The following is a 22,041-nucleotide window of genomic DNA, read 5'->3' on the forward strand; positions in this document are numbered from 1 at the left end:
AATATTATTATATCGTTTTTAACACAAATTAAATGTTCAATTCGGCAATAAAGTCATCATTATTATTTATGGTGATTGGGGTATTATTTAGAAAAATATATAGTGTTTTGCGCTATTACTTGAATTTTCAATTATTTATCCACATCCCGACACCACTTGAACAGGATTTCAGCAGGCGCGTCAGGAGGTGGATTTTTTCCATTCGGGCCGATGAGCTCAGCCCAAAATTGGACTTTTACTGCCTGAGTTTTTAAGCCGGGTTGATATGACGCAACATTTCCGGCGACACATGACCATAATTTAAAACATTTTGTGCATCGAGCTGGGCTTCAATTTCATAGGAACCATCGGCATTAATTTTTTTAATGGTAAAAATAATTTGTTCCATGCTGGCCAGTTGTACAGATTGTCCAATGTGTAATTGCTTCATGCTCATGCCCTGCTCAGTTTTAGCTTCTAAGATAAATCATTATATTCTAATGCGGCCAGTATAAGAGCTTTATTAACAATAGGTAAACTTAAATAGCTGAATTAAAATACACTTATATATAAACTTTAAATATTAATCGCAACCTTTTGAGCATGAATCGAAATACCTTTATTGAATAACATCAGGCAATTAACACCAAAAGCAAATTGCAATATGAGCATTCTTGCCATTTTTATTCGACTTAAGTTATAGAAAAAAACCGGCAGCATTCTAGCGCCCCGAATGTGTATCAACAGTATTTTGTTGCAGGTTATAGGTTTGAATCCGGTGACCATCGGCATAGCCTTTATGCTGATAGACCTGCGAAATCTGCCCCAGCTTGCCATAGGCGGCGACCACACCGGCCTGCATGGTGGCTTCGCGGCCCTGCACATCAAAAATATGTGCTTTTTCGCGTAAATCTGGCTGAATTACAATATCGGCATGTTTCAGCTCTTCCTGGGCCAGATGCTTCTGCATGATATTAATATTCTGGTTAAATAGTCCCCAGACATGGCTGGTTTCGGTATACATCGGCTGGGCCAGAATATCGACTGCAATCACAATGTCCGCACCCAGTTCGCGGGCGACATTTACCGGTACCGGACTGACCAATCCACCATCGACATATTCGGCATCGGCAATTCGGGTTGGAATAAACATGCTTGGAATTGACACCGACGCCCGTACCGCCTGTCCGGTATTGCCGGCATTAAACACCACTTTCTTGCCCTGTTTTAATTCGGTGGCCACCACATACATCGGAATTGGCAGCTGCTCTAACGGCAACTGGTTGACCTGCGTATTGACATAGTTCTCGACTTTTTTGCCATCGAAGAAGCCTTTCATATCCAGTTTGATGTCACGGACATCATTGGCCTCCATGTTCAGGGCAATCTGACGCAGCTCATGCGCGCTTTTGCCGCTGGCATAAATCGACCCGACTATACTTCCGGCACTGGTCCCGACAATAAAATCTGGGCGGATGCCGTTTTGTTCCAGCACTTCAATTACGCCAATATGGGCATAACCGCGCGCGCCGCCGCTGCCCAGCACCAAAGCAATGACCGGGTCCTGTCCGGTATATTGCGGCAACGTTTTAAAGTTCATGCGTGCGTTCTGCTGGCTGGCCTCTGCCATTGCCGGGGTCGCCAGTAATTGGGAGGACACCCGCTGATGCTGTTCTGGCAGATGCTGACAGGCGCCTAAGGTCAGCATGACTGCCCCCATCATACTGATAAAGCCAAGATTTTTATTCAACATGGATTCCTCGATCTGAACTCGACAGACCTGCTGTAGTCTAAGGAGATTTTCTGCAGTGCATTGTTTAAATTCGTTAAACTGTCATCTGCTCAGTTTAAACTTAAGTCGGGTTTTTTAAAATTCTAGCCAATGTCTTCTTTATCTTATTCACAGATTTTTCTGATTTTCTTTAAGCTGGGATGCTTATCTTTCGGGGGCCCAGCCGCGCATCTGGTGTTTTTTCACCAGACTTTTGTACAGCGTTTGCACTGGCTCAAAGATGAAGACTATGCCCAGGTCGTCGCTTTAGCGCAACTGTTACCCGGCCCGACCAGCAGTCAGGTCGGACTGGCCATTGGCTATTTAAAACGTGGCTATTTAGGCTCGGTGGTGGCCTGGCTGGGCTTTACCTTGCCCTCGGCCTTACTGATGACGCTACTGGCCTTTATCGGTCAGCAGTTATTTCCATGGATCAGTTCGGCTTATTTTCATGCTATTCAACTGATTGTACTGGCGGTGGTGTTCTGGGCCTTCTGGCAAATGCTGCAAAACTTTTGCAAAAGCTGGTGGCAATACCTACTGATGCTCGTGTCCGCACTCATGATCTGGTTCCTGCCACTGTCATATAACCAAATTCTAGTGATTGTGCTGGCTGGTCTGGCCGGCATGTGGATTGCCAAAACACAACCTCAAACTGGTAGTAATACCACGCCGAGTTTTCAGCTGGAACAGCGCAGTTTCGGCTCGACTACACTCTGGCTAATCTTATTTATCTGTCCATTTCTGCTGCTCGGTGCGCTGAACTGGATCAATCCGCATCTGCTGGCTGAAGGCTTTTTAGGCTTTTTAGGCTTTTATCAGTCTGCTGCACTGGTCTTTGGTGGTGGGCATATTATTTTACCGCTGCTGCATCAGGACTTTGTCAGTACCGGCATGATCTCAGCCCAGCAGTTTGATTTAGGCTATGCCTTTGCCCAGCTCATGCCGGGTCCTTTATTCAGCTTTGCCAGCTATGTCGGCTATTTTCTGGATTTAACTGCCTATCCTGTGCTGAACGCGATCATTGCCACCATCGCCATTTTCCTGCCCTCGTTCTTTCTGATTTTTGCTACCCTGCCGCATTGGTCCTGGCTGATGCATCAGGACAAAATCAAACATGCGGTGATTGGTATTAATGCCGCGGTGGTGGGTTTATTGCTCGCGCTCATTGTTGATATGGGACAGGATTATTTAACATCAGTGCTGGATCTGGCCTTTGTCATGTTTGTGCTTGTTTTACTGAAAAGCAAACTGCCAGTGTGGGTCAGCCTGATAGGCAGCTTTGGCGTGTATATGGGTTTGCTGTCTTTGCTGAGCTAACGCATCTAAAAGAATATTCTCTTGATAAAACAACAGCCTCATGATGAGGCTGTTGTTTTTTGCATTACCAGATATCGGAATTAACCCGGTCTTTAAATTTAGGATGATTGTCCAGTTTAAATTCCGGCTCTTTCACGCCACGCTTCAGCTGTGCTTTGAAGTCTTTTAGCAACATCAGCACAAATGGCGTCAGCAGTAAAATGGCAAACAGGTTGATGGTGGCCATCACGCCCATAAACAGATCGGCCATCGACCAGATCAGTGGTACGGTGGCAATCGCGCCGAAATACACCATAAACAGCACCAGCAAACGGAAAATCAGCATGATCTTGCGGTTATTGTTAATAAACTGCACGTTACCTTCGGCATAGGCGTAGTTCCCAATAATCGACGAATAAGCAAACATAAACAGGATAATGGCCAGGAAGTCATCGCCCCAATGGCCAATCTGGCTTTCCAGCGCCATCTGGGTCAGGGTCACCCCTTCAAAACCGGCATTCTGATATAAACCGGAAGACAAAATGATGATTGCGGTACATGAACAGACAATAAAGGTGTCCACGAATACGCCCAGCATCTGTACCAGTCCCTGATTGACCGGATGTTTTACATCCGACACAGCAGCCGCGTTTGGTACAGAACCCATCCCCGCTTCATTGGAGAACAGACCACGCTTGATGCCCATCATCATCGCCATCGACACCATCGCCCCAAAGAAACCACCGGCAGCGGCATCAAACTCAAAGGCCTTGCTGAAAATCAAGCGGAAAATATCCGGAATAATCGGTATATTAATCACTGCGATATATAGCGCCACCACGAGATATAACAGCGCCATAATCGGGACAAATTTCTCTGCCACTTTGGCAATACGTTTAATCCCGCCAAAAATAATCATGGCGGTCATGACGACCAGAACCAGACCCAACCAGGACAGTTCAAAACTGAATGCACCCATTGGAACAGTCAGATTGGCCTGATTCCAGCCCCAGGCATGTGATGTTGCACTGATAATCGAGTTGGCCTGCACCGCGTTAAACACGAAACCGTAAGTTAAAATCAGGGCAACCGCAAATACTACACCCAGCCATTTCTGTTTCAGGCCTTGGGTAATGTAATAGGCCGGACCACCACGGAACTGATGGTTGCTGGTATCACGCACCTTAAATAGCTGCGCCAGTGAAGATTCGACAAAGGCCGAACTCATGCCTAAAAATGCGGTAAACCACATCCAGAACACCGCACCCGGACCACCAATCGCAATCGCAATCGCAACACCGGCAACGTTACCGACCCCGACCCGACTGGCCAAACCGGTCACAAGGGCCTGAAATGGGGTAATCCCATAACTGTCTTCGCCTTTTTTACGGCTCGACTTCATGGCTTTAATACTGTGCCAGAACAGACGAATTTGTACAGCGCCGGTGATCAGGGTATAAAATACCCCGACAAAGACCAGAAAGATCACCAGAAAATCCCACAGCGGGGTATTTAGAAGCGTCACCCAGGACATTAGGGTTTCATTTAATTGTTCATTCATTTTTTCGCACCCTTTGCTGATTGAGTCATCCTAAAAAGAAAAGCCTTTTAACAAGGCTTTTCCACTCAAATTACTTAAACAAAAAACTTAAGAATGACTTGAATGACAGTCGCATTAATCAAGTCGACAAAGAAAGCACCACACAGCGGTACAATCAGGAAGGCTTTATGAGAAGCACCGTACATATTGGTAATGGCCTGCATGTTGGCAACCGCAGTAGGTGTTGCACCCATACCAAAACCACAGTGACCCGCAGCCAGTACAGCAGCATCATAGTTTTTACCCATAACACGGAAGGTAATGAAGGCCGCATACAAGGCCATGGTGATGGTTTGCGCGCCTAGAATGACCATTAGCGGGCCCGCCAGATCTGCCAGTTGCCATAATTTCAATGACAGCAATGCCATCGCCAAATATAAAGACAATGAAGCGTTACCAAATACGTCAATCGCACGGTCAAAAATAGTGACTTTGAAAATACCTTCTAATACGTTACGCAGAATTACCCCACCAGCCAAAGCCCAGACGAAAGTTGGCAACTCAAACAGCGTGCCTTTGGCATAACCGGTCATAAACTCGGCAAAGGCCAGACAGGCTGCAAATAAACCTAAAGTGGTAATGGCATTGTCTGCGGTAATTAAACGCACCTGATGCGGATATTCAAATGGCACAAACTCACCCGGTACCGGTTCAACTGGCGTATTGTCACGCTGTTCAATTTGCGCATCGGTACTTGGTGTAGCCAACTGATAACGGTTGATCAGCAGTTTGGCCAATGGCCCACCAATAATACCACCAATAATCAGACCGAAGGTCGCACTGGCCATCCCCAGGGCCAAAGCCCCCTGAATACCATGTTCAACCTCAAGGATTTCACCCCATGCACCCGCAGTCCCGTGACCACCGGTTAAGGTAATGGAACCGGCAATCATACCAATTAGCGGATCAATGCCCAATACTGTCGCCAGACTAATCCCGACAAAGTTTTGTACAATGATGAATAGTGAAATTGCGATCAGAAAGATCACCAGACCAATACCGCCTTCACGCAGTTTGGCAAAGTTGGCACTTAAACCGATGGAGGCAAAGAAAATCAGCATAAAACTGGTTTGTAGCGCACTACTGGTGGTAATGCTGTAGCCCCAGAAATTGTGCACGATTAAAGACACTACCGCAGCGACCAAACCGCCCGCAACAGGTTCCGGGATGTTGTAACGTCTTAGAAAATCAATATTGTTAACTAAAAAACGTCCTAAAAGGAGAACGATTACAGCCGCAATTAAGGTGTAAAACGCATTAAAAGTAAATTCCATGGCAATATCCATTTAATATGGTCAATGCTTATTGTTTTCCGGTTCTGATTATTTAAACCTGATGATATAAGCACCTTTTATGATAAGGCTGCTCTGTTTAATTTAAATAAACGGGAAAACTCTGCAATATGAATAATGTAAATCAGAAAAAGTTCTGAGTTGGCGAAGAAGCATCTGAGCTGGAGCGCAAGACTCAGCTTCGCTCCTCAAATTCATATTAACCGGCACTGCCTGAAAAAGAGGGAGTGAAAAATAAAATACAGACACTTCAGTGGCAGGGTAATGTCAGGCTGAAATCTCTGAATAGGCTTACTATAGAAAGATAATCTCATATAGGCTCCTAAACATAGAAAATGCATTGCTTCATGTAGCCAACAAATACATCTTAATTCATAGAAAAAGCTGAACAATACAGCTTAAAAAATCGCACATTATGCATCTTTTTCTCTAAAAATCTTTATTTTTTTAACGCTATTCGCTATTAGTCTAACTTATTGCTTTTAACTATAAATTTAAGCAACTGAATTTAAAATTGTTTTTTTAAAAATTGGTAAATAAAAAAAAGAGGTGGCAAGCCACCTCTTTTTTGGTTCAGCACTTAGAAGTTATAACGTGCCATTACACCAATACGATTATCTTTACCTGTTTGGCCATCAGCTGTTTCACGTTCACCGTAAACATATTCAGCACCCAAGGTAATTGGTTGTACCGGGTTATACATGACATTTAACCAGCCTTGCTGTAATTCGTCATTTTCTTTACCTACAGCATCATCAAAGAAGACTGCACCATAACCTAATGTACTACGAAGTTTTGGTGTAATTTTCAAAGTAGCGCCTAAAGTAAATGCATCAAATTCTTTTAAATCGATGTCATTACCATCTACTAAATAACGCTTATTCCCATTGGTGTATAGAATAAACTTGTCATCACCCGTTACATGAGAGTAGTCGGCATTTAAAGTTAAGGTTTCAGTTGGTTTAAAGTTTACACCCGCAGCCAAGCCCCAGCCAAAATCTGTTTCGTCAGCTACATCACGCGCACGAACTTCCTGAACCAGCGCTCGACCTGTCAGCGTACCTGCACCTTCAGCAAATTTATGTGCAACTTTTGCGGTTGCTGCCGGCAGTCTGTTATCGTCATGTCCTTTTTCTAAACCAACAAAATAAGTCGTGTCTGCATTAATTTTGTCGCTATAACGTACTTGTGGTGTACGGTAAGTACCAATACCGAGTGGTGAGTTAAAGTCCAGCATTTCAGGTGTAGTTTCACCGGAAAGGAAGGATGAAGTGGTTTGACCCAATAACCAGTTGTCCATGGTTAAGTAAGCGTGGCGAATACGTACGGTATCATTTTTATCACCGCCACGAAAATCAATCTCAATTTTACCGCCGACATCTTTCCCTGCGACTGGACCTTTAAAGTCTAAACCAAGGCGTGTAGTGGTTGCGGTTGAATCAAAACGGTCTTCAGTTGCTTTATTGTCATCGCCCAAGCTAACGGCGTGGATACGGTTAAACATTCCATTACCACCTTCAATTTGATAGGCAGCATCACCACGCACAAAACCGTACAGATTGACTTCAGCACCGCCCTTCGACTTTAAGGAAAATGGTGAAGCCGATTTTGCTGCAGGTGCCGGTTGCGCCTGAACTTGCTGGATCTGGACTTGTTGCTGTTGCTGAACCTGTTGCTGCTGTTGAATTAAAGCTTTGAGTGCTTGTACTTCCTGGCGTAATTCTTGAATTTGTTGTTGTTCAGTGCTTGCCGCCTGTACCGTAGACGCCATTGCTGCTGTAATTGCGACCGCTAATGTTTTTGTGATAAATGAAGTTTGGATTTTACGATCCATGGGTATCTCCAGAGTAAAAAATAATGCGCATCCGTGCTCTTTTAAGACATTTTAAATACTGACTCAGATGGCAAGCATCCCTGATTTAAATGTCATTTAATCATCACACTTTTGCTATTTATCAAATAATTAAAAGTCTTATCAATAAAGAATTACACAAAACTGTAATCGTTTTATGCTTTCAATCTAACAATTAATTTATTTTATTAAAATCACTTTTAACGTATAAGGATAAAGGACTGATCAATTTTTCTAATTCTCGTTTGTAAAAATATCGAATTATCATAGTTTTATCGAAAAGCAAAAGTTACCCACCCGGTTAAATATTAGACTATTGTATATAGCGACAGTTGATTAGAACATAAACATTTTAAGGGATTTTTCATGGATAAAGGACTAGTACAACTAGTCGATCAGGCCATTAGCTCGCGTCATTCGGTGCGTGCCTTTTTAGATCGGCCGGTCGATCCGCAAATGATTAAAGATATTCTAAGCGTGGCCAGCCGCGCACCTTCTGGCACCAATATTCAGCCGTGGAAGGTGTATGTGGTGACCGGTCAAAAGCGTCAGGAACTCATTGATCGGGTCTGTCAGGCACAAACTGAACTGTATTTGCATCCTGAACGTGCGGCCGATTATCAGGCCACCTTTTCCTATTATCCGGAACAATGGTTCTCGCCTTTTATTGAGCGGCGCCGTGAAAATGGCTGGGGGCTGTATGGCCTGCTCAATATTGAAAAAGGCGAAAAACAGAAGATGGCTGCACAGCATCTACGTAATTTTCAGCTGTTTGATGCACCGGTAGGCCTGTTTTTTACCCTGCACCGCGACCTGGAAATTGGTTCAAAAATGGATCTTTCCATGATGATGCAAAACGTGATGATTGCCGCCAAGGCACGCGGACTGGACACCTGCCCACAAGCCGCCTGGAATAGTTTTCATCGTATTGTGTTAGAGGTCTTAAATGCCCCGGCCGATGAAGAACTGGTCTGTGGTATGGCCTTGGGTTATGCCGATCCAGAGCATATTGTGAATAGCTTTATTACTCCACGGGTACCGGTCGAAGAATTTGCCGTGTTTGTAGAGTAAATTTTAGCTCTGGCCCTCACGCTGCAACAGCTTAAAGAGCGAAGAAGAAACCACCCGGGTTTCTTCTTTTTATTTGTAAAGATGAATCGGGTTTAGGCGGTTTTTAATTTCCGCTCCCGATGCATAATGTACATCGCACTCACCCCAATCAGAATAAACAGCAGCATCACACTGCCCATATTTAATAAAGCATCCCAGATCAGTACATTCAGCATTAAGCCGCCAATTAAACCGCAGCTAAATTGCATACTGCCCATAATCGCGCTGGCTGTACCAGCGCGTGCGCCCTGCTCAGACATCGCCAACGCCATGGCATTGGGGCCAGTAAAACCAATTCCGGCCACAGCTAAAAACAGCCCGGCAAAAACCACAACAATCGGCGCATGGCTCATCAGCCCGGCGATGACCAGAATTAGCGCGCCAGTGCCCTGCACCGTACCGCCTATTTTTAAACGGGTCATTAAAGAGCTGCGGGTTGCCAAATGCTTGTTTAAGGTCGAGGCCAGCATAATACCGACCGCATTGGCACCAAAAGCAATCGAAAACTGCTGCTGGTTCAAGCCATAACCATCCATCAGAACGGCGGCAGAACTGCTGATATAACAGAACATCGCCCCGCCGGTAAAACAGCCAGCGATCATCGGTAAATAAAAACTGCGGTCCTTTAAAATGGCCAGATAGAGGGTCAGTACCTGATAGAAATTCAATTTCAGACGGCGCTCTGGCGGCAGGGTTTCCTGAAAGAAAAAATGAACACACAGCCAGCAGACCAAACTCATCATGGCCAGACAGACAAAAATCGCCTGCCAGTCAAAAAAGCTCAGCACAATCGCACCCAGACCCGGCGCAATAATGGGCGCAATTGCGGTCACAATCATCATGCTGGAAAAAGCCTGCGCGGAGGCCTGCATATCCAGCCGGTCACGAATTGCCGCACGGGCAATTACCACCCCAACACAGCCCCCTAAGGCCTGCAATACCCGCGCCGCAATCAGGCTCCATTCATCCTGGGCATAAATACAGAGCAGACTGGCCAAAAAATACAGTCCCAAACCAAAATATAGTGGGGTTTTACGGCCAATCCGGTCACTCAAAGGGCCATAAATTAACTGTCCAATCGCCAGCCCCAGAAAATAAGCCGGCAGACTGTTGGCCACCATTTGCGTGCTGACGCCAAAATCATCTGCCATTTGAGGCAAGGCCGGCAGATACATATCAATTGATAGCGGACCAAGCGAGGTCAGCAAAGCCAGCAGTAAAATCCAGGAAGATGGATACTGCTGCTGCGGGCTTGCACTGACATGGGAATCGGACATATTCATATTTCTTTTTTAAATGACTGATTTAAAGACAAGGTACACAGTCCATAGTATTATTTCAGGGTACTGAAAGTGAAGTTTCACATAATTGCTGCCCGCTGCATAGCATCTGGCTTCGTTTAAGGAACAGTCTTGAAATCCTGGCTCACACGTCTCAAACACTTTGCCTACAACACGGCCTTTATCTATAACATCCGGATGATGATCGCCTTTGCCGGCACCGCCTTTGTTCCTTATCTGCTCGGCTATCAGCTGGCCACCATTCCGCTAACCTTGGGCGTGGTCGCAGCCGGTTTAAGCGATATTGATGACCGCTTCTCTTTAAGAATCCTGAACCAGACTTATACCTATATCGGCTTTTTTATTACCGCCGCCTCCATTCAGCTGCTGTTTCCACATCCGGTGCTGTTTGCCATTGGCCTGATTATCTCCTGTATTGGCCTGATTCTGCTCGGTTCTCTGGGCCGGCGTTATGCCACCATTGCCTATGGCTGTCTGGTGATTTCGGTTTATGCCATGCTCGGCGTGGACCTGTTTGAAGACTGGTACACCCAGCCAGCCTTGCTGGTGGCCGGTGCAGTCTGGTACGGGCTGATTTCCACCATCAGTTTTTTACTGTTCCCGGTACGGCAGCTACAAGACAAACTTTCGCAAAGCTATGCCTCGTTAGGCGATTTCCTGTTTGCCAAATCCAACCTGTTTGATGTCGATATGACCCCCGGCAGTTATCAGCAAAGCCTGATTGACCTATCGATGGAAAACGGCAAGCTGATTGGCCTGTTTAATGAACTGAAAACCGCGCTACTGACCCGCTTAAAAGGTGACCGCGGCCAGAAAGACACTCGCCGCAGCCTGCAATATTATTTTATTGCCCAGGATATTCATGAACGTGCCGACTCTGCGCATATTGACTATCAGAAACTGGCCAAAATTTTTGAGCACAGCGACATCCTGTTCCGTTTCCAGCGCATTCTGGCGATTCAGGGCAAGGCCTGTAAAGATTTAAGCGAAAGTATCCTGAAGCGTGAACCCTATATTCACAGCAAACGTTTTAAACATGCCTTTGAAAACCTGAAACACTCGCTGCAAAAGCTGCGTAGCGAACAGCAGTATGATCAGGTCTGGGTCAATGCCCTGTTTGCCCTGTATCAGAACCTTAAATCTATTGATGCGCAGTTACGCAACCTGGAAACCGAGCGTTATATCAAGCTGGATAAAACCAAACATATTGAAAACCAGCTTAAAGATGATGACCTGAAAGGCTGGGATGATATGGTCATCCGCATCAAGCAGCATCTAACCCCAGAATCGGTGCTGTTCCGGCATGCCATTCGATTATCGGCGGTGCTGCTGATTGGCTATATTTTTGTCCAGGTCACCAATATTGAATACGGCTACTGGATTTTACTGACCGCGCTGTTTGTGACCCAACCCAACTTTAACGCCACCAAACGCCGCTTACGCCTGCGGATTGTCGGCACCCTGGTCGGGATTCTGGTCGGTTATAGCATCTTATATTTTATTCCATCGGTCGAAGGTCAGCTGTTGCTGCTGGTGGTGAGCGGAATTCTGTTCTTTGAATTACGCAGTAAGCAGTATGCACAAGCCACCGCCTTTATTACCATTCTGGCGCTGATTAACTTTAACCTCGATGGTATGGGTTTTGCCGCCGCCCTGCCGCGTATGATTGATACTTTAATTGGCTGTGCACTGGCCTGGTTTGGCGTCAGCTTTATTTTCCCGGACTGGAGATTCCGCCGCTTGCCGCGCACCATTCGCCGTGCCTTAAATGCGCAGTGTGATTATCTGACTGAAGTGGTCGAGCAATACAAAACTGGGCGCAATAACGGCCTGACCTATCGCGTGGTACGCCGTGCAGCGCATAATACCGATGCCGAACTGGCCTCGCTTATTTCTACCCTGGCCACTGAACCGGATTTTGATGCCTCGCAAAAAGCCCAGGCTTTTGAATTGCTGTGCCTGAATCATACCTTTATCAGCTATATTGCCGCGCTGGGGGCACACCGGGAAAAAATTGAAGATCCGGAGATTTTAACCCTGCTGGATAAAGCGCTGGAAGATATTCGCGGTGCCTTGCTGAACGATGAAGTACCGGATCTGTCTTCGCAAAATATGCTGCATACCATCCGGCAGCGTTTAAGTCAAAATCATCAGGAAGATCAACAGGGATTGATTATTTTGCAGCAGTTATCGCTGATGCTGACCATCCTGCATCAACTGAGTCAGCTAAAGCAGAGTTTAAGCCATGACCGTGATCAGGATGCCACCGAACTGGCCTCGTTATAATTCGGATGATTTTGCAACAATAGACTCCTGAAATGCTGTAATTAATGCTAAACTTTTCTGAGTTTGAAATTTGTTAGTTCCACTATGACCGCGAAAAATTTATACGCTTATACTTTACAGCCTGTGAACTACGACATTAGCGAAGCCGAGCAGCGTCATGCCCAGCTTTTAATTTGGCGTAGCACCAACAAAATTGGCACCAAAGCCTGGGCGATCATGGGCATTATTACGGCCCTGTCTATTCTGGGGATTATCCTGATCAAGAACTATTCCACCATTTTCTGCTGGGTAGCTCTGGTCTGTGTGGTGCTGTACTTCCTGATCCGTAAATTCGGTCTGGAATGGTATGCCAAACACAAAATGAATGAATTTCCGGTACAGGAAATTAAAGGCATCCGTCTAGGCGTACAACCGCACGGCATCATCATGCGTCAGCAAATGGGCCTGCAAGAAGGCATGGGCGCGATTAGCTGGAAAGATATTTATGAATGGTATTCTACCCCGGATTTCATTCTGGTGAACTTTACCGTCAAAGGTCAGCAAGGCGCTTATATCTTGCCAAAACGTCTGGATTCTAAAAACTTTTCTTTTAAAACCATTCGTAAGCACCTGCTTGAATCTGTAGGTGAACCAAAACAGCTTTAAGCCTGTAAGCTCAAAAAAACCTCCACCCTGCTGGAGGTTTTTTTATCCGGTTTGCACCAATCTAAATGATAATGAGAATAAATATTATATTCAAACTCTATTCCATCTCGCTATTCTTCAGTTATAATTTCGCCCATTGTTCTCTTCACACTGCTGCTGTATTGCTATGCTTAAAAAAATATTTTTCCAGCTGCACTGGTTCCTTGGAATTAGTGCGGGCCTGATTCTCGCACTGATGGGTGTTACCGGTGCGATTTATTCCTATGAACAACAAATTCTAAAATGGATGAATCCGGACAGTTATACCGTGCAGGTCGAAAACCGGGCCAAGCTCACCCCGGCGGATATCTATCAGCATTTTCAGCTGACTCAACCTGAAACCAAAATTAATAGCATTACTATCGCCTCCGATCCGGCAGCATCTTCGAGTGTCAATATTGCCAAAGAAGGCGCACGTCGCGGCCAGAATGTGCTGATTAACCCCTACAGCGCAGAAGTGTTACCCGAGATTAAAGGCCGTGAATTTTTCCAGTTTATCCAGCAGTTACACCGTAACCTGACCGTTGGCCCGGTCGGCAAGCAGATTACCGGCGCCTGTGCCTTGATGCTGATTTTCTTTGTCTTGAGTGGTCTGTATCTACGCTGGCCGAAAAAGCATTCGGTAAAACAGTGGTTCTTTGTGAAGCCGAAACTTAAAGGCCGGAACTTCATCTGGGATTTACACGCCGTTGTCGGCACCTGGGTGGTGATTTTCTACCTGATTCTGGCCTGTACCGGTTTGTACTGGTCCTATGACTGGTGGCGTAATGGCATGTTCAAGGTGCTGGGCGTAGAACGTCCACAACCACAAATGCAGGCCAATGCCGCGCCGCAAGGTCAGCGTGGTGCGCCGCAAGGCCGTGAACGTGGCGAAGGTGCTGCGCGTGAAGGTCGTGGTGAGCGTGCGGAAGGACTGGATTCGCTGCAAATGCAGGCTGTATTAAACCAGACCTGGACTGGCGTACAGGCACAACTGGGACGCGACTACTCAACCATGACCCTGAATCTGCCCAAACAGGCCAATGGTGAAGTCAGCCTGAACTTTGTCGATGCAGTACCGCAGCATGAACGTGCCCGCAATAGTGCAACCTATAACTATCAGACGGCCAGCCTCACCGACATCAGCCTGTATGAAGATAAAAAACTCAATGAAAAAATCATGAGCAGCATGTTACCGGTTCACCGTGGCAGCTTCTTTGGTCCGGTGTACCAGTTCTTTGCCATGGTCGCTTCCCTGCTGATGCCGCTGTTCTTTGTGACCGGCTGGATGCTGTATCTGAAACGTCGCAAGCAGAAGAAACTGACCCAGGCAGCACGGAATAGCGCAAGCGCCGTCACGGTTGATCCAAATGCCAAACCGTGGCTGATTGCCTACGCCACCCAAACCGGCGTGGCTGAACAGCTGGCCTGGCGTACTGCGACCAGTTTGCAGGAAGCGCATCAGCCGGTGACCGTGAAACCGGTACAGCAATTGAGTCTGGAAGATCTGCAATCGGTAGAACAGGTGCTGTTTATAGCCAGTACCTATGGTACCGGTGAAGCACCTGATTTAGCCTCCAGCTTTGACAAGAAAATCCTGAGCAGCTCGGCCAATTTACAGCATCTTCGTTATGCGGTACTGGCGCTGGGCTCCAGGGAATATCTGGACAGCTACTGCAGCTTTGGTCATAAAATTGATCAGTGGTTACAACGCAATCAGGCACAGCCTCTGTTTGCCACCATTGAAGTGGACAATGCCAGCAATGAAGATATCCAGCGCTGGAACGCGGCACTGGCTCAAGCCACCCAGCTTGAATTGCAAGGTATGGACATTCACAAGACCTTTGACAGCTGGATTCTGAAACAGCGTGATCTGCTCAATCCGGACAGTCTGGGTGCACCAGCCTATAATATCGAGCTGGCACCGCAACACGAAGCACACTGGGAAGCCGGTGATATTGCCGAAATCCAGCCAGGGAACAGTCCTGAGCGTCTGGCAGCCTTTATGCAACAGCATCAGATTCAGCCGGGTACCCTGCTAGATTCGACCGGTGAACCGATTGAACAGGCGCTCTGGGACAAAGACCTGACCATTGAAATCGAGCCGTTTGCCAATCTGGAGCATTTACTGGAACAGTTACCAACCCTGCCGGCACGTGAATACTCGATTGCCAGCATTCCATCGCAGCAGATTTTGCGTCTGGTGGTCCGTCAGCAATCCGATGCCCAAGGTCAACTGGGCCTTGGTTCAGGCTGGCTCACCCAGCATGCGCCGCTACAGAGCAGTATTGCCCTGCGTATTCGCACCAATGAATCGTTCCACCTGATTGATGACAACCGTCCAATCATCTGTATTGGTAACGGGACTGGTATTGCCGGGCTAATGAGTCTATTACAGGCGCGCATCCGTCATGACTACACCCAGAACTGGCTGATTTTCGGTGAACGTCAGCGCGCACATGACTTTTTCTATGAAAATATTGTGTCTGCATGGCAAAGCACCGGCATGTTGCAGCGTCTGGATGTGGCCTTCTCGCGTGATCAGGAACAGAAAGTCTATGTACACCATAAATTGCGTGAACAGGCCAAAGAACTGCAACGCTGGATTGAGCAAGGTGCCGTGATTTATGTCTGCGGCAGTATTGATGGCATGGCCAGCGATGTTGACCAGACCCTGATTGAACTGCTTGGTGAAGCTACGGTGGATCAGTTACGCAGCGAAGGCCGTTACCGCCGTGATGTCTACTAAGTTTCGCTAACTTGCTGAAAACTAAAATTGAAAAAACCGGACTTGATGTCCGGTTTTTTCATCTTGATCTTTTATAATCTGCAGATACATCACGCTATTTATGATCATTCCGCCATACAGAGTCACAGCCACGCCCCACTGAAACGTCTTCTGAGCCTGATGGCTGCAATTCTACTACTGGCCAATGGTCTGTGGTTGCTCAGTCTGAACAGCTTTCATTTTGGTACCCTGCTGCCGATGCTGTTCGGTGCAGCACTGTTCATTTATGCCTTGGCTTATGTTCTGCTACAGCGCTGGATTCGACAGCGCCCGATCTATCAACAAGGCTGGCGTTTAGTATGGGGTGCTTTCTGGGTCTGGCTACTCAGTGTAGCGCTGTTCTTTGGCTACTTACACTGGCAAAGCCTGCATAGCCAACCCAATCCGAATACGCAGGCGATTCTGATTTTAGGCGGGGGAATCCAGCACAACCAGCCGACGCCGACCTTGGCCAAACGCCTGGATGCCGGGGCCACGTTGGCCAAGCAGCTGCCACAAATTCCCATTATCGTCAGTGGTGGCGCCGCTTTTGGGAATCAGTGGACCGAAGCCAAAGTGATGGCGCACTATTTAACAGAGCAGCATCATCTTCCGAAAACACGGATTCTATTGGAAGCACGCAGCACCAGTACCGCTCTGAATTTCCAAAACTCCAAGGCCTTACTGGCACAACACGATATTCAGCTCAGTGATCCGATTGCCGTGGTGACCAGTGATTTTCATTTACCGCGTGCGCTGGCGATTGCCCGCAAACAGGGCTATCAGCAGCCCTTGCCCTATAGCGCTCCTACACCACTCTATATTCGCTATAACTCCTGGTTACGCGAATATTTTGCTTATGTAAGTGGTTGGCTACTCAATGAATATTAATACCCAATAAAGATTAATTAAGGCGAATGGAACGTGGCGAAGGCAGTTGCAGGTTTTTATAGACTTCAGGTTTTTGCAGATAAATCTGGTAAAGATAGTTTTTAATATCCAGCAGCAGCTTTTCCGGTGCCACCAGTACATTCTGCCCTTCGGGACTAAGATTCATTGACACCAGTGTGCTTTCCTGTCTTAAAAATGGCAGGACTTTTTCAATAAAATCTTTAAAGCTGACTTCCTGAATATCGTAATTTTCCCAGTTGTCTTTGACCAGCAATTTGGCCAGACTTTTATTTTGCCAGACCGCAAAAGCGCGCTGTCCGGTGGGTGTGGCACATAAGGCCCAGCCGTCATGATACAGCGCAAACACTTGTCCCTGGCTGACCATGATTTCAATAAACTGTTTGTAAATATCTTGAACATTATAGCTTGAAGTTTGAGATTTAGACGCGGCCTTGCGTTGATATGGATTGCGCATAGATCATCCAGTCCATTTTATTGTTTTATAATGCTGGGATTCTATGGAATATTTAAGATTTAGGCAAGAAAGATATGGTGGGCGCTGACGGGATCGAACCGCCGACATTCTGCTTGTAAGGCAGACGCTCTACCAACTGAGCTAAGCGCCCTGAAGAGTAAAAAATAATATATTATTTTTTACGACGCAAGACCAACGAAGTGTGTAGTCTTGGTAATTGATCACATTTTTCACATCAGGGCATGAAAAATGGCGCAGCGGACGGGGCTCGAACCCGCGACCCCCGGCGTGACAGGCCGGTATTCTAACCAACTGAACTACCGCTGCAACGGTAATTGCGTAAGCAATTAAGGTCTTTTAAGCTTTACAGCTTGAATATGGTGGGCGCTGACGGGATCGAACCGCCGACATTCTGCTTGTAAGGCAGACGCTCTACCAACTGAGCTAAGCGCCCTGATTAAGATTGTCAATCTTGAGTCCACTATAAGCTCAGGAAACTTATAAGGCTATTCTTTGAGATGGCGCAGCGGACGGGGCTCGAACCCGCGACCCCCGGCGTGACAGGCCGGTATTCTAACCAACTGAACTACCGCTGCATCGCAAAAGAATCATGGTGGGCGCTGACGGGATCGAACCGCCGACATTCTGCTTGTAAGGCAGACGCTCTACCAACTGAGCTAAGCGCCCTCAAAAGCATTTTATGTAAATGGCGCAGCGGACGGGGCTCGAACCCGCGACCCCCGGCGTGACAGGCCGGTATTCTAACCAACTGAACTACCGCTGCACTTACACAAAGTCACTATTGTGGTTCAAACGAATATTAAAGAAGCTTAAGTGGCGCAGCGGACGGGGCTCGAACCCGCGACCCCCGGCGTGACAGGCCGGTATTCTAACCAACTGAACTACCGCTGCACGTAAGAATCTTTAACGTAAAGGCTTGGTGGGCGCTGACGGGATCGAACCGCCGACATTCTGCTTGTAAGGCAGACGCTCTACCAACTGAGCTAAGCGCCCTTAACGTCTTCATCGTTTGTGAGGTGCATTATAGAGAATCTTTACCGCCTGTCAAACGCTTTTCTGCCAGTTTTCACTTTTTTATGACTGAGTGATTAAAAAATAAGTGATTCGCTAGAAAAACAAACAAATTCTGTATGTTATTTGACTTTATTCAAAAAATTTTATTTTTAGCCCACTTGAGAATAGAAGAAATTTCTTGCAATTACCCCCCTGCTCGCCTGCACATTTTTATTTTTTATCTGTAAAAAATGCCAGCAAAATTCAGGCTTAAGTCTTATGGCTGTGGTTCAATGGCCAAGGGGCTAAAATCCAGCCGCTTTTCAGACAAATACACCAATGCCTGTTCTGGAATCAGCTCGAACAGCTCGATAATGTCGCGATTGCGCATCCGGATACAGCCATGTGACTTGGGAATGCCCATCGGTTCGGTATCTGGCGTGCCATGCAAATAAATATAACGTTTAAAGGTGTCACAGCCAGCGCCCTGGTTAAAACCATCCTCCAGCCCTGATAGCCATAAAATACGGGACAAAATCCAGTCACGTTCAGGAAACTGTTCGGCCAGCTCATCATCATAAATTTCACCCGTTGGCTGACGGGCAATAAACACGGTATTTTCCGGCGCATCTGCACCAAACTTGAGGGCCACCTGATGCCAGCCACGTGGGGTTTTGCCACTATTTTCTGCTTCACCAATGCCCTTTTCACCGGTAGACACCACATACAGTTTATTGTGTTTTGGTAGATATAAGGTCTGCTCAGATAAATCAACCAGAATATCCGCAGCATGTAGAGGGTAGATCATTCTTGCTTTACCTTTGGTGGAGTGACAACAACAGGTTCAGGACGTAGCCATAACCAGATTGCCACCACAAACATGGTCAGGTTGGTAAAAATTTTGACGGCCAGCGGAGCCGTGGTAAATAACATGATGCAGGCACTGATCAGCATCATGATGGTGGCAAACCATTTGGCTTTACGCGGTACGGTGCCATTGGCACGCCAGTCTCTTAAGGTCTGGCCATATTTGGGATGGTTCAGCAACCAGGCATCCATTTGCGGCCAGCCTTTGGACGCGGCCCAGGCCGCTAAAATCAGAAAGACTGTTGTTGGCATACCGGGCAACACTGCACCAATGAAGCCGAGGATGACAAAAATCACCACCAAACTTCGCCAAAACAATACTCTCATACCGCAACCCTACCCGTCGAATTGCGCTAGTATAAAGCGTTTTTAAACTTTTCTTCGTTGTAATTCTGCTGTTTAACCATGGATTTACTGATGTCGCCTAACACCTTTACTGATATTTCTGCTGAACCCTGGTTAAATTTCCGCAATCCGTTGGTGCGGCAACTGGCCTTTAGCGTGGCCAGTCCCAACATTTTACAGCAGCTGCCACCAGCACTGGAGCAGCGTTATGGCTTTGATTTTCATCCTACAGATTGCTGGTTGCAGCACTTTGATTATTATCAAAGCCGGCTGAAGCATTTAGACCAGCATCCGGCTGCACTGGAAGATTTTTTAAGCCAGCTCAAAAGTACCCGGCTAGGGCTGCGGTTTGAAATGCTGCTCTGGTTCTGGCTGACCGAGCGTGACTATCATCCTTATGAATTGCTTGGACATAGCATTCAGATAATTGATGGACCACGCACCACGGGCGAACTCGATTTTCTGCTGCTAAACCATGACCACCAGCAAGTTGAACATTGGGAAGTGGCGCTCAAATATTATCTGGCTGAACGTGATTTGAGTCTGCCCTACTGGTATGGGCTGAACCGCAGCGACACCTTATTACGCAAGTTAACCCACTTTACCCAAAAGCAGTTTCAGTTTCAGCAGGCCCAAGGTCATACCATTCAACAGCGCTTTGCCGTGTTAAAAGGCCAGCTGTATCTGCCTGAACATACCACTGCACAGGCTCTTCCCGACTGGGTCAATCCCGAGCGCAGAATTGGCACCTGGAGCCAGCATTTGCCGCACAATCATCAGGATTTTTACCGGCTGCAACGGCACGAATGGATTTGTCCGCATGCCCGCCCAAGCAGTTCAGCCAACACATTCTGGAGCAATGGCTTATATCTGAATCAGGAGCAGTCAGCATTTTATATGTATCGTAACCCGGTGCTGATGGATGCGTGTTATCAGCACTATTGGACTAAAAGCCTATCTTTGAACAACATTTAATTACTCAACCACAATCAAAGCACTATATTTTTTTGGCTGTATATTTCTTACTCTAATTTTCACATCAGAATAATTTATGCTTAATGATACGGAGATGATGATGAAAAAAATTCTAGCGACTTCATTACTAATGATGTTTGTTCTGACTGGTTGTAATACAGTAAAAGGTCTAGGTGAAGATGTCTCTTCAGCAGGTAATGCGGTAAGTAATACGGCTGAAAAAACTCAGGATGAAATCCGTCAATAATCAAATTTCAATGCAAATTCCCGGCAAAAACCTTATCTCCTGATAAGGTTTTTTATATTAAAAACTCCCCTTCTCGGCATGATTCCCCTATTATAGGGGCAAATTTTTTGCATGATTCCAAAGCCATGAACCACTCAGATACGCTCGAGCTCAGCTTACAGTTATTACGTCAACCTTCCGTAACACCTGTTGATCATAACTGCCAAGACATCATGGCGGAACGCTTAAAAAAGATTGGCTTTAATATTGAATCAATGCGTTTTGAAGATGTCGATAATCTTTGGGCGCGTAAAGGCACAGAAGGCCCGGTGTTCTGTTTTGCCGGTCATACCGATGTGGTCCCTACTGGTAGTTTAGATGCCTGGCATTCTGACCCGTTTGCTCCAGAAATTCGTGATGGCAAGCTCTATGGCCGCGGTAGTGCCGATATGAAAACGGCATTGGCAGCCATGGTGGTGGCTTCAGAACGCTTTGTGGCCAAACATCCAGATCATAAAGGCTCAATTGCGTTCTTAATTACCTCAGATGAAGAAGGTCCATCCATTAACGGTACCGTAAAGGTGGTTGAAACCCTGGAAGCACGTAATGAAAAAATGGACTGGTGTCTGGTCGGTGAACCATCAAGCACCCATCGTCTGGGTGATATTGTCAAAAATGGCCGTCGCGGTTCATTAAATGCGGTATTAACCGTGAAAGGCAAACAGGGCCATGTGGCTTATCCACATCTGGCAATTAACCCGATTCATACTGCCTCTAAAGCGCTGGCTGAACTGTGCGAAACTGTTTGGGACAATGGCAACGAATACTTCCCGGCCACCTCTTTCCAGGTGTCGAATATTCAGGCCGGTACCGGTGCAACCAACATGGTACCGGGCACCATGACCGTGACCTTTAACTTCCGTTACTCGACTGAAGTGACTGCTGAGCAGCTCAAAGCCCGGGTACTGGAAATTCTGGACCTTCATCAACTGAACTATGACATTCAATGGACACTGTCCGGTTTACCATTCCTGACCCCAGTCGGTGAACTGGTCAATGCCGCCAAAAATGCGATTCGCAATGTGACTGGTGTTGAGACTGAACTGTCTACTTCGGGGGGTACCTCAGATGGCCGCTTTATCGCGCCAACCGGTGCACAAGTGCTGGAACTCGGTGTGCTGAACGCGACCATTCACCAGATCAATGAACACGTGAATATTGATGATTTAGAGCCACTGGCTGAAATTTATGAGCAGATTCTTGAAGGTTTACTGACTTAATTTCTTGCTGTTGTATAAAAAAGGAACTCCGCGGAGTTCCTTTTTTTG

General features: G+C 46.7%; 18 protein-coding genes and 8 tRNA genes. 9 read left to right on the forward strand and 17 right to left on the reverse strand.

Features of this window, described 5'->3' with window-relative positions; all coding sequences use genetic code 11:
* Positions 1-250: 250 nt before the first annotated feature.
* On the reverse strand, positions 251-430 hold the full coding sequence (locus tag VF685_RS04360; RefSeq protein ID WP_227543056.1) for a hypothetical protein: 180 nt from the start codon (positions 428-430) through the stop codon (positions 251-253).
* Between the two features lie 270 nt (positions 431-700).
* Positions 701-1,732: a patatin-like phospholipase family protein gene (locus VF685_RS04365; RefSeq protein ID WP_163170312.1), complete on the reverse strand. Its 1,032-nt coding sequence runs from the start codon at positions 1,730-1,732 to the stop codon at positions 701-703.
* Positions 1,733-1,861: 129 nt separating this feature from the next.
* Here VF685_RS04365 and chrA point away from each other — a divergent pair, with 129 nt between their 5' ends.
* Complete coding sequence (gene chrA / locus VF685_RS04370; RefSeq protein ID WP_163170313.1) at positions 1,862-3,070, forward strand: chromate efflux transporter; 1,209 nt, start codon at positions 1,862-1,864, stop codon at positions 3,068-3,070.
* A 64-nt stretch (positions 3,071-3,134) separates the two neighbouring features.
* Here the strand turns inward: chrA and VF685_RS04375 are convergent, their stop codons facing one another.
* From VF685_RS04375 to VF685_RS04385, 3 genes are all read right to left on the reverse strand, one after another.
* Positions 3,135-4,610: an alanine/glycine:cation symporter family protein gene (locus VF685_RS04375; RefSeq protein ID WP_440203562.1), complete on the reverse strand. Its 1,476-nt coding sequence runs from the start codon at positions 4,608-4,610 to the stop codon at positions 3,135-3,137.
* Between the two features lie 74 nt (positions 4,611-4,684).
* Positions 4,685-5,923: a sodium/glutamate symporter gene (gltS, locus tag VF685_RS04380; protein WP_016659325.1), complete on the reverse strand. Its 1,239-nt coding sequence runs from the start codon at positions 5,921-5,923 to the stop codon at positions 4,685-4,687.
* 598 nt (positions 5,924-6,521) lie between these two features.
* Positions 6,522-7,775 (reverse strand): DcaP family trimeric outer membrane transporter, encoded by a 1,254-nt coding sequence (locus VF685_RS04385; protein ID WP_440203563.1) that lies wholly within the window; start codon positions 7,773-7,775, stop codon positions 6,522-6,524.
* A gap of 384 nt (positions 7,776-8,159) precedes the next feature.
* On the opposite strand from VF685_RS04385, the gene VF685_RS04390 reads away from it, so the two are divergent.
* The gene (locus VF685_RS04390) at positions 8,160-8,864 is read left to right on the forward strand and encodes a nitroreductase (RefSeq protein WP_005179503.1); all 705 of its coding nucleotides are present in this window, start codon (positions 8,160-8,162) and stop codon (positions 8,862-8,864) included.
* Positions 8,865-8,956: 92 nt separating this feature from the next.
* Here the strand turns inward: VF685_RS04390 and VF685_RS04395 are convergent, their stop codons facing one another.
* Positions 8,957-10,180: a multidrug effflux MFS transporter gene (locus tag VF685_RS04395; protein ID WP_440203564.1), complete on the reverse strand. Its 1,224-nt coding sequence runs from the start codon at positions 10,178-10,180 to the stop codon at positions 8,957-8,959.
* Positions 10,181-10,315: 135 nt separating this feature from the next.
* On the opposite strand from VF685_RS04395, the gene yccS reads away from it, so the two are divergent.
* The 4 genes from yccS to VF685_RS04415 all read left to right on the forward strand — a co-directional run bounded on the left by yccS (position 10,316) and on the right by VF685_RS04415 (position 16,811).
* On the forward strand, positions 10,316-12,490 hold the full coding sequence (yccS, locus tag VF685_RS04400; protein ID WP_180191999.1) for a YccS family putative transporter: 2,175 nt from the start codon (positions 10,316-10,318) through the stop codon (positions 12,488-12,490).
* Positions 12,491-12,574: 84 nt separating this feature from the next.
* On the forward strand, positions 12,575-13,135 hold the full coding sequence (locus VF685_RS04405; RefSeq protein ID WP_440203565.1) for a YcxB family protein: 561 nt from the start codon (positions 12,575-12,577) through the stop codon (positions 13,133-13,135).
* Between the two features lie 166 nt (positions 13,136-13,301).
* Positions 13,302-15,902 (forward strand): PepSY domain-containing protein, encoded by a 2,601-nt coding sequence (locus VF685_RS04410; protein WP_440203566.1) that lies wholly within the window; start codon positions 13,302-13,304, stop codon positions 15,900-15,902.
* 159 nt (positions 15,903-16,061) lie between these two features.
* Positions 16,062-16,811 carry a YdcF family protein gene (locus VF685_RS04415; RefSeq protein WP_286384846.1) on the forward strand — a complete coding sequence of 250 codons (750 nt, stop codon included), beginning with the start codon at positions 16,062-16,064 and terminating at the stop codon, positions 16,809-16,811.
* Between the two features lie 13 nt (positions 16,812-16,824).
* Here VF685_RS04415 and VF685_RS04420 read toward each other — a convergent pair whose 3' ends face one another.
* From VF685_RS04420 to VF685_RS04470, 11 genes are all read right to left on the reverse strand, one after another.
* The gene (locus VF685_RS04420; protein WP_005179520.1) at positions 16,825-17,286 is read right to left on the reverse strand and encodes a DUF2750 domain-containing protein; all 462 of its coding nucleotides are present in this window, start codon (positions 17,284-17,286) and stop codon (positions 16,825-16,827) included.
* Between the two features lie 75 nt (positions 17,287-17,361).
* A tRNA-Val gene (locus VF685_RS04425) sits at positions 17,362-17,437 on the reverse strand.
* Positions 17,438-17,536: 99 nt separating this feature from the next.
* A tRNA-Asp gene (locus VF685_RS04430) sits at positions 17,537-17,613 on the reverse strand.
* 51 nt (positions 17,614-17,664) lie between these two features.
* Positions 17,665-17,740: transfer RNA gene (locus VF685_RS04435), tRNA-Val, on the reverse strand.
* 65 nt (positions 17,741-17,805) lie between these two features.
* Positions 17,806-17,882: transfer RNA gene (locus tag VF685_RS04440), tRNA-Asp, on the reverse strand.
* Positions 17,883-17,897: 15 nt separating this feature from the next.
* A tRNA-Val gene (locus VF685_RS04445) sits at positions 17,898-17,973 on the reverse strand.
* Between the two features lie 20 nt (positions 17,974-17,993).
* Positions 17,994-18,070: transfer RNA gene (locus VF685_RS04450), tRNA-Asp, on the reverse strand.
* A 51-nt stretch (positions 18,071-18,121) separates the two neighbouring features.
* Positions 18,122-18,198, reverse strand: a tRNA-Asp gene (locus VF685_RS04455).
* 26 nt (positions 18,199-18,224) lie between these two features.
* Positions 18,225-18,300 (reverse strand) — tRNA-Val (locus VF685_RS04460).
* A gap of 277 nt (positions 18,301-18,577) precedes the next feature.
* The gene (elsL, locus tag VF685_RS04465; protein ID WP_104488696.1) at positions 18,578-19,108 is read right to left on the reverse strand and encodes a cell wall-recycling L,D-carboxypeptidase ElsL; all 531 of its coding nucleotides are present in this window, start codon (positions 19,106-19,108) and stop codon (positions 18,578-18,580) included.
* A complete protein-coding gene (locus VF685_RS04470) occupies positions 19,105-19,494 on the reverse strand; it encodes a YbaN family protein (RefSeq protein WP_075167111.1) in 390 nt (129 codons plus the stop codon). Before VF685_RS04470 ends, elsL begins: the two co-directional genes overlap by 4 nt.
* A 90-nt stretch (positions 19,495-19,584) precedes the next feature.
* Here VF685_RS04470 and VF685_RS04475 point away from each other — a divergent pair, with 90 nt between their 5' ends.
* The 3 genes from VF685_RS04475 to dapE all read left to right on the forward strand — a co-directional run bounded on the left by VF685_RS04475 (position 19,585) and on the right by dapE (position 21,993).
* Complete coding sequence (locus tag VF685_RS04475) at positions 19,585-20,487, forward strand: DUF1853 family protein (RefSeq protein WP_286384845.1); 903 nt, start codon at positions 19,585-19,587, stop codon at positions 20,485-20,487.
* 100 nt (positions 20,488-20,587) lie between these two features.
* Positions 20,588-20,734, forward strand: coding sequence for an entericidin A/B family lipoprotein (locus VF685_RS04480; RefSeq protein ID WP_005179532.1), 147 nt, complete (start codon positions 20,588-20,590; stop codon positions 20,732-20,734).
* A gap of 125 nt (positions 20,735-20,859) precedes the next feature.
* A complete protein-coding gene (gene dapE, locus VF685_RS04485; protein WP_286384844.1) occupies positions 20,860-21,993 on the forward strand; it encodes a succinyl-diaminopimelate desuccinylase in 1,134 nt (377 codons plus the stop codon).
* The last annotated feature ends 48 nt before the right edge of the window (positions 21,994-22,041 follow it).

This window comes from Acinetobacter sp. Brlt_5 (genome assembly GCF_051949055.1).
Taxonomy (GTDB): Bacteria; Pseudomonadota; Gammaproteobacteria; order Pseudomonadales; family Moraxellaceae; genus Acinetobacter; species Acinetobacter indicus.